This is a genomic window from Kitasatospora cheerisanensis KCTC 2395, assembly GCF_000696185.1.
Lineage (GTDB): Bacteria > Actinomycetota > Actinomycetes > Streptomycetales > Streptomycetaceae > Kitasatospora > Kitasatospora cheerisanensis.
The window spans coordinates 5,744,149-5,756,864 of record NZ_KK853997.1 but is presented as its reverse complement, the minus strand read 5'-3'; the positions used below and the strand labels follow the sequence as shown (position 1 = coordinate 5,756,864).

Here is a 12,716-nt window from a genome sequence, read left to right as displayed (position 1 = left end):
GGAGGGCCCGTTGACCGCACTGACCACCCCGACCCGGGCCGCCCGCCGTGCCGCCCCGCGTCGCGGCCTCCCGCCGGACGCCGTCCGCCGCGGCGCGCTCGTACTGATCGCCCTCGGCGCGCTCGGCGTCCTCGCCGTGTGGTGGGCCGACACCCCGCGGGTCGCCGGCGCCGCGGACTGGCTCACCGGCGCCGGCCGGATCACCGGCCTGCTGGCCGGCTACACCGCACCCGTCCTGCTGCTGCTGATGGCCCGCATCCCGCTGCTCGAACGCGAGGTCGGCGCCGACCGGACGGCCCGCTGGCACGCGTTCGGCGGCCGCTACCTGGTCGGGCTGATCACCGTGCACGTGCTGACGGTCGTCTGGGGCTACGCGCTCACCAGCGGCCAGGGCCTGTGGAACCAGGGCGTGGAGATCGTCCTGCGGTTCCCCGACATGCTGAAGGCCAGCGCCGCCACCCTGCTGATCCTCGGCACCGGCGCCGTCTCCGCGCGGGCCGCCCGGCGCCGGCTGAGCTACGAGACCTGGTACTACCTGCACCTGGCCACCTACCTGGCCGTCGCCCTGGGCTTCGCCCACCAGCTCAGCACCGGCGCCGACCTCGCCGACGGCCCCGCGAAGGCGGCCTGGTACCTGCTGTACTTCGGCACCGCCGCCGTCCTCGGCTGGTACCGGTTGCTGCGGCCCCACCTGCGCGACCGCCGGCACCGGCTGCGGATCGCCGAGGTCCGGGCCGAGGGCCCCGGCGTCGTCTCGCTCTTCCTGACCGGCCGTCACCTGGACGAACTCCGCGCCGAGCCCGGCCAGTTCTTCCGCCTCCAGTTCCTCGCCCCCGGGCTGCGCTGGGCCGCCAACCCGTACTCGCTGTCCGCCCCGCCGCACCCGCACTTTCTCCGCTTCACCGTCAAGGGCCTCGGCGCGCACAGCGCCGCCGTCGCCGGCCTCGCCCCCGGCACGCCCGTCCGGGCGGAGGGACCGTACGGCGCGTTCACCGCGCGCCGCCGGCACGGCGGGCCGGTGCTGCTGCTCGGCGCGGGCGTCGGCATCACCCCGCTGCGCGCGCTGTTCGAGACCCTGCCCGGACGGCTGACGCTCGTTCAGCGCGCCCGGCGCCCGGAGGACGTGCTGTTCCGCCGCGAACTCGCCGCCGTCGCCGCCGGGCGGGGCGCCCGCGTCCACGAACTGCTCGGCAGCCGCGAGCAGGTCGGCGACCTCGGCGCGGCGCTGGGACGGCTGGTGCCCGACCTCGGCCGCCACGAGGTGTACCTGTGCGGGCCGGAGGCGTTCACCGCCGAGGCCGTCCGCGCGCTGCGGGCGGCCGGGGTCCGGCCCTCCCGCATCCACCACGAGTCCTTCGCCTTCTAGGAGAAACCCCACCGCCATGCGCCGAGCCGTCATCACCGCCTCCGCGACCGCCGCCGGGGTCGTCCTGCTGCTCTCCCTCAAGCCGCACGAGCCGTCCAGGACCGCGGCGATCTCCTCCGCCCCCGCCGAGGCCGCCACCGGGAGCAGCGCCCCGCCGTCCGCCGGCAGCGGCACCGCCGGCGGCACGCGGACCGTCACCGGGAGCGCCGTGAACACCCGGTACGGTCCCGTGCAGGTCAAGGTCACCCTGAACGGCAGCACGATCAGCAAGATCGACGTCGTCCAGTACCCCACCCGGGACCGCCGCGACCGGGAGATCAACAGCTACGCCATACCCCAGCTCAACCAGGAGGCGATGACCGCGCAGAACGCGGACATCGACGTCGTCTCCGGCGCCACCTACACCAGCGACGGCTACACCCGCTCCCTGCAGAGCGCGCTCGACCAGGCGGCCGGGCGGTGACCGCGCCCGTCACCCACGTCGAACACGTCATGGGCACCGTCTTCTCGTTCACCGTCCGCGACCCGGGCCCGCGCACCGCCGCGACCCTCGAACGGATCGTCACCCGCCTGCACCGCATCGACGAACTGTTCTCGACGTACCGCCCCGAGAGCGAGATCAGCCGGCTCGGACGCGGCGAACTCCCCCTCACCGCGTGCGACCCCGACGTCGGGTGGGTCCTGGACCGCTGCGCCGAACTCACCGCCGAGACCGACGGCTACTTCACCGCGACGCCCGGCGGACGCCTCGACCCCAGCGGCTACGTCAAGGGCTGGGCCGTCGAGGAAGCCTCCCGCGCCCTGCGCGACTCCGGCTCCGGCCACCACTGCGTCAGCGGCGGCGGCGACGTCCAGACCGCCGGCGGACCCTGGCGCATCGGCATCGCCGACCCCCACCGCCCCGGCGCCGTCGCCCGCGTCGTCACCGGCCACGACCTCGCCGTCGCCACCTCCGGCACCGCCGAACGCGGCCCCCACATCCTCGACCCCCACACCGGCCGCCCCGCCACCACCCTCGCCTCCCTCACCCTCCTCGGCCCCCACCTCACCCGCCTCGACGCCCTCACCACCGCCGCCTTCGCCATGCCCACCCCCCTCCCCTGGCTCACCACCCACAACATCCCCGCCCTCGCCATCCACCCCGACGGCCACCACGAACACACCCCGACCTTCCCCTGACGAGCCCTCAGGAGGCAGTGGGCGGTGCTCGGGGCCGGTGCGGACCGCCGGTCAGGAGGTGGTGGTGGCGAGGGGGAGGGTGGTGGCGAGGGGGAGGGTGGTGGCGATGACGGGGCTGGTGAAGGTGTTGGTGGCGGGGGCGGGGGACGGGTGGTAGGAGCCCCACTTGAAGTAGTTGCGGGTGCCGTCCCAGGTGGTGCCGGTGTAGGTGGAGGTGCCGGTGGTGAAGGTCTGCTTGGTGCCGTCGAACCAGAAGTCGATGGTGCCGTCGGTGCGGCCGAGGTGGATCTTGAGGGCGTAGCTGTGCCACTGGTTGTCGGCGGTGGGGGTGCTCCAGAGGGGGTGGGCGTTGTGGTCGAGGTCCCAGTTCTGGAGGCGGATGCGGCCGTCGGCGATGTCGATCTCGACGGGGTGGTTGGCGGTGCCGGTGCTGGGTGAGCACTTGAGCTGGAAGACGTAGCGGCTCTCGGTGTCCTGGATGCTCACCTTGGAGGACCAGCCGACGTAGAAGGTGTCGCCGTTGGTGAGGTCGGGCCCGAGCGTCTCGCAGCGTTCTTCGCCGGCGGCTTGCAGGGCGCGCCACACCTTGCCCTTGGCGGGGTCGGTGACGACGCCGAAGTTGCCGTCCTTGCACTGGACGGCGGCGAAGGAGGAGGGGCCGGTCGCGGTGGAGGGCGTCCAGAGGATCCGGCCGGTGGCGGCGCTGCCGGGTGCGGCGGGGACGATGAGCGCGGCGAGGGCGGTGGCGGCCAGGGCGAGCGTCCGGCGGTGGACGGGACGGGGCATGCGCACTCCCGGGTGACGGTTCGTCGGCGGGTGCGGGCGGCTCCCGTCCGTGGGCACACCTGATGCTGCGTCACCTGTGGTGCTGCCGCCACCGTCTCGGCGCGACTCGGCCGAAATGCGCGCGGGAACGGGCAACGGCGACTGCCGGGGCGGCCAAAAAGGCTTGGCCGCCCCGGCAGTCGCCGTTCGGGTCCAGGACCCGTGGGGTTACTTCTTCTTGCCCGGAATCATGCAGAGGCCCGCGATCACCAGGAAGGAGACGATCGGGAGGGCGACGTACAGGCCCAGGGTCTCGCCGACGCTCAGGCCGGTGCCCGGGTCGTCGCCGTCGTCGCGTACGAGCGCCATGGCGGGCGACGACATCAGCATCATCAGCGTGGCCGCCGCGGTGACCGCACCGGCGCGCATTGCGTTCCTCTTGTCCACGTTTCCCAAGGTACCGGCCCCCTACACCGCCTCGCCCGGCGGGGTGCGCCTGTCGGCGTGTCCCGGGGGCGGGGGCCGATCGGGGCGAGCGCGGCGGCGATCGCGGCGGTGCCCGGGGCGGCGGCGATCGCGTCGAGGGTACGGGGGGTTCCGGTGGCGTCGGCGACGGGGAGGCGCCAGTTGGGGTACTGGTCCCAGGTGCCGGGGAGGTTCTGCGGGCGGGGGTCTCCGATGGTGTCGGGCAGCCAGACGCCGATCAGCCGGGCGGGGGTGGTGCGGAGGTAGGCGTACAGCGCTTCGGTGGTGACGGGGGCTCCGTCGGCGAGCAGGCCGGTGCGGACGAGTTCGTGCTGCCAGTCGGCGACCTCGGTGGCGGCGGCGTGCTGTTCCTCGGCCAGCGGGCGGGCGAGCAGGCCGAGTTGGTGGCGGAGGGCGACGTGGTCGCCGGTGAGCCGGGCGGCGGTGCTGGGCAGGTCGTGGGTGGTGAGGGTGGCGAGGCAGCCGGCCCGCCAGCGTTCGGGGGGCAGGACGGCACCGCCGACGTGCCAGTCGCGTTCGAACCAGAGGACGGAGGTGCCGAGGACGCCGTGTTCGGCGAGCCGTTCCCGGACGCCGGGTTCGACGGTGCCGAGGTCCTCACCGATGACGGCGGTGCCGGCCCGGTGGGCTTCGAGGGCGAGGACGGCGAGCATCGCCTCGGCGTCGTAGCGGACGTAGGTGCCCTCGGTGGGGCGGGCGCCGGCCGGGACCCACCAGAGCCGGAACAGGCCCATCACGTGGTCGATCCGGATCGCGCCGGCGTGCCGGGCCGCGGCGCGCAGCAGTTCGGCCCAGGGGGCGTAGCCGGTCTCGGCGAGGGCGTCGGGGCGCCAGGGCGGCAGGCCCCAGTCCTGGCCGTGGGCGTTGAAGGCGTCGGGCGGGGCGCCGGTGGAGATGCCGGTGGCGAGGACGTCCTGGAGGGCCCAGGCGTCGGCGCCGTCGGGGTGGACGCCGACGGCGAGGTCGTGGATGAGGCCGATCGGCATGCCGGCGTCGGTGGCGGCGCGCTGGGCGGCGTGCAGTTGGCCATCGACCAGCCAGGCCAGCCAGCGGTGGAACTCGATCCGGTCCGTCAGTTCGGCCTTGGCGGCGGCGACCTGGGGGTTGGCGGGGTGGCGCAGGCCCTTGGGCCAGTGGTGCCAGGCCGCGCCGTGCACCTCGGCCAGCGCGTTCCACACCGCGTAGCGTTCGAGCCATTCGCCCTCGCGCCGGACGAAGGCGCGGTACGCGGCCTCCCGGCCGGCGCCGCGCGGGACGGTGTGCAGCAGTTCCAGCGCCCGGCGCTTGAGGGCCCAGACCGAGTCGCGGTCGATCAGCGCGTCGTGTTCGAGGACTTCCTCGCGCAGCAGCCGGGCGCGGCGGGCCAGGTCGCGGGCCTCGTCGTGGCGGGTGTACTCGGGGATCGCCTCGATCCGCAGGTGCACCGGGTCGGCGAAGCGGCGGGAGGACGGGCGGTAGGGGGACGGGTCGGAGGGGGCGCCGGGCAGGCCGGCGTGCAGCGGGTTGATCTGCAGGAAGCCGGCGCCGAGCTCGGCGCCCGCCCACTGGGCGAGTTCGGCCAGGTCGGCGAGATCGCCCATGCCCCAGGACTGCTCGCTCAGCACGGAGTACAGCTGCGCGAGGAAGCCCCAACTGCGGTGCGCGGGTTCGGGGATGCGCGCCGGGGCGACGATCAGGGCGGCCCGGCCGGTGCGGTCCCCGGCGGTGACGTGCAGGGTGTGCCGGCCGAGCGGGAGGTCCTCGGGGAGCCAGTGGGAGTGGTCGCCCGTCAGTTCCCAGTCCCCGCCGTCCTGTTCGAGTTCGAGTCGGACCTCGGCCTCGGCGGGCAGGTCGAGCGCGGTGCGCCGGCCCTGCCAGGCGACGACGGTGGGCGGGAGCAGCCGGCGGGCCTGGGCGGCGCGGTGGGCGTCGAGCGCGGCGGCGGCCAGGTCGGGCGTGGAGGCGTCGACGCCGAGGGCGGCGAGCACGGCGATCAGGGTGCGCGGCCCGACCTGGATCGGCCCGGCGCCGGCGTCGTAGCCGGTGTCCACCCCGTACGCGTGGGCCAGCGCCAGCAGTTCCGGCGGCGCGGACGGGTTGTCCTCGGCCGGCAGTTGCTCGGCTCCCACCTGCTCACGGTCAAGGTATGCGGCCACCCAGCGCACTCCGTCCTCGCCACGCCCCAATGCCATCAGCCACAGTCCTACCCGCGCGCCCGGGCCCCGACCCCGACCGACACGGCCGCCCGCCGGCACCGGACGGGTGAACGTTCCGTCGGCGGGTTGCCGTGGCGGTCAGTGCAGCAGGCGCGTGATCGGCTCGACGGACCAGAGCAGGGCGAGGAGGACGAGCAGGACGCCGCCGAGGCGGATCCGTTCGGGGCTCGCGCCGCCGAACTCGTGGATCCGGCGGATCCAGCCGCGGAAGTCGCGGGCGACCAGCAGGCCGAGCGTCAGCAGGGCGGCCGTCAGGACCAGTTCGACCACGGACTCCTCGGCCACGGCGTCCCCTCTCCCCCGGGTGTCGTTCCGTCATCGTCCCAGTGCGGTCAAGGCAGTTCCGGCGGCGATCCGATACCGGTCGATAACGGACATAGCCGCCAGCAGCGTTGACAGGGACGCGGAGAGCTGATGGGCTGGGCGGGCCGGATGGCCGAGGGGGGCCCGGGCCGGGCGGCGGGGGCCGGTGAGCTGGGCGTTTCGGGCGAGGAGGCTCCGGTGCAGGCGCGGGTGTCGGTGGTGGCCGGGCGGCGGCTGAGGCAGCAGTTGGAGCAGAGCACGGCGCTGCGCGAGGTGCTGTGCCACCCGGCGGCGCTGGCGGCCCGCCGGACCGCGGCCAGGACGGCCCGTCAGCTGGCGCCGCGCGCCGCCGACCGGTTCATCGCGGACTTCAAGGGCACGGACCCGCTGCTCGCCTCGGTGCGCGCCGAACGGCGGGCCGTCCGGCGCGGCAGCACGCTGCGGCTGGCGGCGACGCTGTCGGCGGCGGCCGTGGTCGGCGGGCTGCTGATCCCGGCGCAGAGCTTCGCGGCGCAGCCGGGCGACCGGCGGGCGGTGTCCGCGGGCGCGGACCTCCCGGCCGCGGTGGAGGCGCCGCTGCCGCTGGGTTCGCTGACGGCCCCTCAGGTGTTTCCGCGCCCGCAGCAGTTGCGGCCGGGCGGCAAGCCGGTGTCGGTGCCCCGGCAGGTGACGGTGGTGCTGGCGGACGGCGCGGACGGCCCCGCCGTGGACGCGGTGCGCGCGCTGCTGGCCCGGGCCGGCGCCGTCGAGGTGCGGACCGCCCCGGAGGCGCCCGAGGCGCCGGCGGCGGGCTCGCTGGTGGTGTACGTGGGCGGCCCGCACGAGGGCGCGGGCGGCGCGACCGACCGGGCGCTGCGCGGGCTCGCGGTGGCCGCGGGCCTGAAGGACACCGAGGTGCCGGAGCTGGCAGGCCTGCCGTCCGGCGGCCACCTGCTGGCGGCGGGTCAGCTGCCGACGGCCGGCGGCGCGTACGGCGCGGTGGTGCTGGCCGGCGTGGACGGCGAGGGCACGTTCTACGCGGCGCAGAGCCTGGCGCAGCTGCTGTCGCCGATCGGCCCGGGGCAGGGGCAGGGCGCGGAGGGCGACCGGGGCTTCCCCGGCGTGCTGGTGCGGGACTGGCCGACCGGCGCGCCGGTGCGCGGCACCGCCGAGTCGTTCTACGGGGAGCCGTGGAGCGCCGCGCAGCGGCTGGCGACGGTCGACTTCCTGGGCCGCACCAAGCAGAACTTCTTCCTGTACGCGCCGGGCGGCGACCCGTACCGTTCGCAGCGCTGGCGCGAGCCCTACCCGGCCGACCAGGCACGGGAGTTGACCGAGCTGGCGGCCCGTGCGCGGGACAACCACGTGACGGCGGCGTACTCGGTGGCCCCGGGGCAGTCGTTCTGCTTCTCCTCCGGCAAGGACCTGGACGCGCTGGTCGGCAAGCTCGACGCGCTGCGCCGGACGGGCTTCCGGGCCTTCCAGCTGGACTTCGTGAACGTCTCCTACGACGAGTGGCACTGCGGCGCGGACCGCCGCAAGTTCGGCACCGGGCCGGTGGCGGCGGCGAAGGCGCAGGCCGCGGTGGTCGCGGCGGTGCAGAAGCGGCTGATGGCGCCGCACCCGGAGCTGGCGCCGCTGTCGGTGGTGCCGACGGAGTACCAGAAGCAGGGGTCGACGCCGTACCGGTCGGCGCTGGCGGCGGCGCTGCCCGCCGAGGTGCAGGTGGTGTGGAGCGGCGGCGCGGTGATCGCCAAGCAGGTGACGGGCACTCAGCTCGCCGACACCGCCGGGCTGTTCCGCCGCCCGCTGGTGACGCTGGACAACTACCCGGTGAACGACTCGGCCCCGGACCGGCTGTTCCTGGCCGGCTACGGCGGCCGGGAGGCGGAGGTGGCGCAGCGCTCGGCGGTGCTGCTGACCTCGGCGATGAGCCAGCCGGTGGCGTCCCGGATCCCGCTGGCCACGGCTGCGGACTTCGGCTGGCAGCCGGCCGGCTACCAGCCGGAGCAGTCGCTGTCCTCGGCGCTGCGGCTGCTGACGGCCGGCCCGGCGCAGCAGGCCGCGGTGGCCGCGCTGGCCGGGAACAGCGCGTCCTCGCCGCTGGGCGGCAAGGAGTCGGCGTACCTGGCCCCGCTGGTGGAGCGGTTCTGGGCGGCGGTGGAGCCGGCCTCGGGCGCGCCCGCCGACCCGGCGAAGGTCCGGGAGGCCGCGCAGCCGCTGCGGGAGGCGTTCGCCGTGATGGCGGACGCCCCGAGGACGCTGGCGGGCGACCCGCTGGGCGCGGACGCCGCGCCGTGGCTGGCCCGGCTGGCGGCGTACGGCGCGGCGGGCCGGGCCGCGCTGGACATGCTGGCGGCGCAGCACGACGGCGACGGCACCGCGGCCTGGCAGGCCCGGCTGGAGCTGGGCCGGCAGCGCTCGGCGCTGGAGCAGAACCCGGTGACGGTCGGCAAGGGCGTGCTGGATCCGTTCCTGGACCGGGCGGTGAAGGCCGCCGACACCTGGGCGGGCATCACCGCCGGCGCCAGCCCGACCACCACCCTGGGCACCGCGCACGACCACGGCCCGGCGCTGATGGCGGACGGCTCCGCGCAGACCTTCTACTGGTCCTCGGCGCCGCCGCAGGTCGGCGACAGCTTCGGCCTGGACCTGGGCACCGCGAAGCCGCTGGGCACGGTGACGGTGATGATGGGCGGCCGGGGCGACGACCCGGACTCCGCCTCGGCGGCCGACGACTACCTGCACGACGGGGTGCTGGAGTACTTCAGCGGCTCCGGCGGCTGGCAGCCGCTGGCGACGGTGCACGAGCAGCGGCTGGTGATCGCGAACGCCCCGGCGGGCGCGGTCGCCAAGGCGGTGCGGCTGCGCGCCACCGGCGGGCAGAAGACGGCGGTCGCGGTGCGCGAGTTCAGCGCGGGCGCGCCCGGCGCGGTGGACGCCGAGGTGAGCGGCCCGCCCGCGGTGCCGGGCTCCTCGCCGGACGCGGTGCTGTCGGGCGACCCGGACTCGGCGTTCCGGGCGGCCGCGCCGCCCGCCGCGGGCGACGCCCCGCTGACCGTGGAGCTGGGCGCGGCCCGCCCGCTGGACCGGCTGACCGTGCTGACCGACCCGACGGTGCACGCCGAGGCGACCGCGCAGGTGCGCCGCCCGGACGGCAGCTGGGCGGACCTCGGCCAGATCCACCCGGGCTACAACGAGCTGCGCGCGGACGGCGGCCAGGTGGACGCGTTCCGCCTGGTGTGGCGGCCCGGCGGCGAGGCCCCGGTGGTCAACCAGGTGATCCCCTGGTACGCGGACGTCCCGGCGGCCCGGGTGACGCTGGCCGATCCGACGCTGGACGTGGTGGCGGGCGCCGCCGCCCCGGCGCAGACCCGGGCCACCGTGGAGTCGGGCCGCCCGGACGCGCTGACCGGCGAGCTGAGGGCCGAGGTCCCGGCGGTGGCCAAGGGCCTGACGGTGACTCCGGCGCCGACCGTGACGGTGCCGCGCGGCGGCAAGGTCGCCGCCCCGGTGCAGGTGTCGGCGGCCGCGGACACCCCGACGGGCACCTACCGGGTGCCGGTGGTGTTCACCGCGGGCGGCCTGACGGTCCGCCAGGAGCTCCAGGTGCACGTCGTCCCGCAGTCCGGCGGCCCCGACCTGGCGCGGACCGCCACCGCGTCCTCCTCGGGCGACGACAGCGGGAAGACCCCGGCCTCGGCGATCGCCGACGGCGACCCGAAGACCCTCTGGACGGCCCCGGCGAAGGACGACGCCTGGGTGCAGCTGCGGCTGCCCGCCCCGGCCCGGCTGGGTTCGGCGGTGCTGCGCTGGGGCGACGCGTACGCCTCCCGGTACCGGGTGCAGACCTCCCCCGACGGGGTGGTGTGGACCACCGTGGCGGTGGTGGACAACGGCCAGGGCGGCACCGAGACGGTCCGCTTCGACGCCCCGGACGCGCAGTACCTGCGGGTGCAGGGCGTCAGCCGGGCCGGCCGCTACGGGTACGCGCTGGCCGCCGTCGAGCTCTACGGCGTCACCGCCGGCTGAGCGGCCGGAACGCGGCGGGCCGCCGACGCTCCCGCTGCGGGGGTGCGCCGGCGGCCCATGAGGCGTACCGAGAGTCGTGTCGGGCAGGCCCTTGTCTGGTCAGGCGGAGAGCGGTGCGTGCTGCTCGCCGCGGCGGACGGGTCGGGTGCGGACCGGGGACGGAACGGCGGGCGGCAGCTCCGTGCGGTCGTGGTGTTCGAAGTCCCGGAACTGGTCGAGGCCGCCGAACGGCTCCAGGTAGGGCCGCCAGCGCGGATCCTTGATCCCGGTGCCGATGACCCGCCAGGCCAGGCCGCTGGGCGCGGCCGGGGGCGCTTCATCCGCCAGCCGAGATCGGCGAGGTGCCGGTCGGCCTTGGTGTGGTTGCAGCGGCGGCAGGCCGCCACCACGTTGTCCCACCGGTGCTGGCCGCCCCGGCTGCGCGGGATCACGTGGTCGACACTGGTGGCGGCGGCCCCGCAGTACACGCACCGCCCGTGGTCGCGGGCGAACAGCGCCCGCCGGGTCAGCGGCACGGGGCCTCGGTAGGGAACCCGCACGAAACGGGTCAGTTTGACGACGGACGGCGCCGGAACGGCGCTGGTGGCGCTGTGCAGAGTGGTTCCCGCGTCCTCCAGGGCGATCGCCTTGTGGTTGAGGACGAGGATGAGTGCGCGTCGCATCGAGACGACACCGAGTGGCTCGTACGACGCGTTGAGGACAAGGACATGCGGCACGGGGCCTCCTTGGACGCCTGCGGCGCGTGGCTCGCGCCGAGTCGAGCGGGCGATCGTGCCCCTGCGGGACGCGATCTCCCTCAGTGTCGCCTTACGCCCTCGTACGACGCCACCATTTCTCTGTGAACGGCCCGCACGCGCCGGGTGGATCTTGCGCGGCCCGCCATAGGCGGTATGCCCAGCTCGGGGCCGTCCTGCACCCACCGTGCCCGGGGCGGTGCGGACGGTGGCCGGAACCCGCCTGACGGGCCGTCCGGGCGGGTGAACGGGCTCGTCGGGGCCCGCGGGGCAGGCCCTAGAGTGGGGCGATGCTCGCCGAATTCACGCTCGCCGATTCCGCCCCCGACGCGACGACGCCGACCTTCGTCCTGCCCACCAGCGCCGCCGATGTGACCGACTCCACCCGGCAGGCGGCCAGCTGGATCGACGAGAACTGGCAGGGCTGGCTGATCGACGGCCTGCGGATCGTGTTCATCCTGCTGCTCGCCCTGGTGCTGCGGGCGGTGGTCCGGAAGGTCATCGACAAGCTGGTCGCCCGGATGGGCCGGCCCTCGGAGGCGGAGAGCGACCACGGCGTGCTCGGCGGGCTGCTGGCGAACAGCGGCGTCGTCAACACCGAGCGCCGCCAGCAGCGTTCCGAGGCGATCGGCTCGGTGCTGCGCTCGGTGGCGTCGTTCAGCATCCTCGGCACCGCCTCGCTGATGGCGCTGTCGGTGCTCGGCGTGAACCTCGCGCCGCTGCTGGCCTCGGCCGGTGTGGCCGGTGTGGCGATCGGTTTCGGCGCCCGCAACCTGGTCACCGACTTCCTCTCCGGCGTCTTCATGATCATGGAGGACCAGTACGGCGTCGGCGACGAGATCGACACCGGCGTCGCCTCCGGCACCGTGCTGGAGGTCGGCCTGCGGGTCACCAAGCTGCGCGGCTCCGGCGGCGAGATCTGGTACATCCGCAACGGCGAGGTCAAGCGGATCGCCAACATGAGCCAGGGCTGGGGCACCGCCACCGTCGACGTCCAGGTCGGCTACAAGGAGGACCTGGAGCGGATCGAGCTGCTGGTCACCGAGGCCGCCGAGCAGCTCTCCAAGGAAGCCCCGTACGACGAGCTGATCTGGGGCCGGGTGAAGGTCCTCGGCGTCGAGTCGGTGGCCGTCGACTCGGTGCAGCTGCGGGTCGAGGCCCGCTGCACGCCCGGCAAGTCCGCGCAGGTCTCCCGCGCGCTGCGGCTGCGCCTGAAGGCGGCCTTCGACCTGGCCGGCGTGAAGCTCAAGGAGGAGGCGCCCGCCGCTGTCCCCGCGCAGGCCGCCGCCCCCGAGATCCTGCCGCCGTCCGCGCTGTCAGACCCGAGCTCGGCACGCTCGCTGGCCACCAAGCCGATACCGACCCAGCAGTGACCGAACGGCAGTGACCGAACGGCAGGGGCCCCGGGAGCGCGAACTCCCGGGGCCCCTGCCGTTGCTGCCGCTCCGTCAGGCGCGGCGCCTGCGGACGGCGATCAGCAGGCCGGCGCCGAGCACCAGCAGGGTGCTGCCGCCGAGCAGCGCGTACCTGAGCGTGGTGCTGTCCGTGCCGGTGAACGCCAGGCCGCCGCTCGACGGCTGCGCCGGCTGCGCGGGCTGCGCGGGCTGCGTCGGCGCCGGGGTCGGCGGGTGCGCGGGTGCCGGCGTCGTGGGCGGCGGGGTGGTGGGCGGCGGGGTG

Annotated in this window: 9 protein-coding genes and 2 pseudogenes; 5 read left to right on the top strand and 6 right to left on the bottom strand. The window is 75.5% G+C overall.

Going from position 1 to position 12,716, the window contains the following annotated elements; all coding sequences use genetic code 11:
• Nucleotides 1-10: 10 nt before the first annotated feature.
• The 3 genes from KCH_RS26005 to KCH_RS25995 are packed head-to-tail and all read left to right on the top strand — an operon-like array spanning nt 11 to nt 2,545.
• The gene (locus KCH_RS26005) at nt 11-1,366 is read left to right on the top strand and encodes a ferredoxin reductase family protein (protein WP_035866948.1); all 1,356 of its coding nucleotides are present in this window, start codon (nt 11-13) and stop codon (nt 1,364-1,366) included.
• A gap of 16 nt (nt 1,367-1,382) precedes the next feature.
• Nucleotides 1,383-1,829: an FMN-binding protein gene (locus KCH_RS26000; RefSeq protein WP_035866945.1), complete on the top strand. Its 447-nt coding sequence runs from the start codon at nt 1,383-1,385 to the stop codon at nt 1,827-1,829.
• Between the two features lie 29 nt (nt 1,830-1,858).
• A complete protein-coding gene (locus KCH_RS25995) occupies nt 1,859-2,545 on the top strand; it encodes an FAD:protein FMN transferase (protein WP_051654042.1) in 687 nt (228 codons plus the stop codon).
• A gap of 51 nt (nt 2,546-2,596) precedes the next feature.
• On the opposite strand, the gene KCH_RS25990 is transcribed toward KCH_RS25995, so the two are convergent.
• The 4 genes from KCH_RS25990 to KCH_RS25975 all read right to left on the bottom strand — a co-directional run bounded on the left by KCH_RS25990 (nt 2,597) and on the right by KCH_RS25975 (nt 6,276).
• A complete protein-coding gene (locus KCH_RS25990) occupies nt 2,597-3,331 on the bottom strand; it encodes a polysaccharide lyase family protein (protein ID WP_051653459.1) in 735 nt (244 codons plus the stop codon).
• Between the two features lie 207 nt (nt 3,332-3,538).
• Nucleotides 3,539-3,739: a photosystem II reaction center protein PsbW gene (gene psbW, locus KCH_RS25985; RefSeq protein WP_035866941.1), complete on the bottom strand. Its 201-nt coding sequence runs from the start codon at nt 3,737-3,739 to the stop codon at nt 3,539-3,541.
• Nucleotides 3,703-5,889, bottom strand: coding sequence for a 4-alpha-glucanotransferase (gene malQ / locus KCH_RS25980; protein ID WP_425268914.1), 2,187 nt, complete (start codon nt 5,887-5,889; stop codon nt 3,703-3,705). Before malQ ends, psbW begins: the two co-directional genes overlap by 37 nt.
• Before the next feature lie 180 nt (nt 5,890-6,069).
• Nucleotides 6,070-6,276 carry a hypothetical protein gene (locus KCH_RS25975; RefSeq protein ID WP_035866938.1) on the bottom strand — a complete coding sequence of 69 codons (207 nt, stop codon included), beginning with the start codon at nt 6,274-6,276 and terminating at the stop codon, nt 6,070-6,072.
• 216 nt (nt 6,277-6,492) lie between these two features.
• Between KCH_RS25975 and KCH_RS25970 the strand changes: the two genes are divergently transcribed.
• The gene (locus tag KCH_RS25970; protein WP_244305437.1) at nt 6,493-10,305 is read left to right on the top strand and encodes a glycoside hydrolase family 84 protein; all 3,813 of its coding nucleotides are present in this window, start codon (nt 6,493-6,495) and stop codon (nt 10,303-10,305) included.
• Nucleotides 10,306-10,404: 99 nt separating this feature from the next.
• Here KCH_RS25970 and KCH_RS40055 read toward each other — a convergent pair.
• Nucleotides 10,405-11,021 (bottom strand): annotated as a pseudogene (locus tag KCH_RS40055) (HNH endonuclease).
• A gap of 308 nt (nt 11,022-11,329) precedes the next feature.
• Between KCH_RS40055 and KCH_RS25960 the strand changes: the two are divergent.
• Entirely contained in the window at nt 11,330-12,412 is a 1,083-nt protein-coding gene (locus KCH_RS25960) for a mechanosensitive ion channel family protein (protein ID WP_035866935.1), read from the top strand.
• Nucleotides 12,413-12,487: 75 nt separating this feature from the next.
• On the opposite strand, the pseudogene KCH_RS42680 reads toward KCH_RS25960, so the two are convergent.
• A pseudogene (locus tag KCH_RS42680) lies at nt 12,488-12,716 on the bottom strand (LAETG motif-containing sortase-dependent surface protein); the annotation flags it as partial.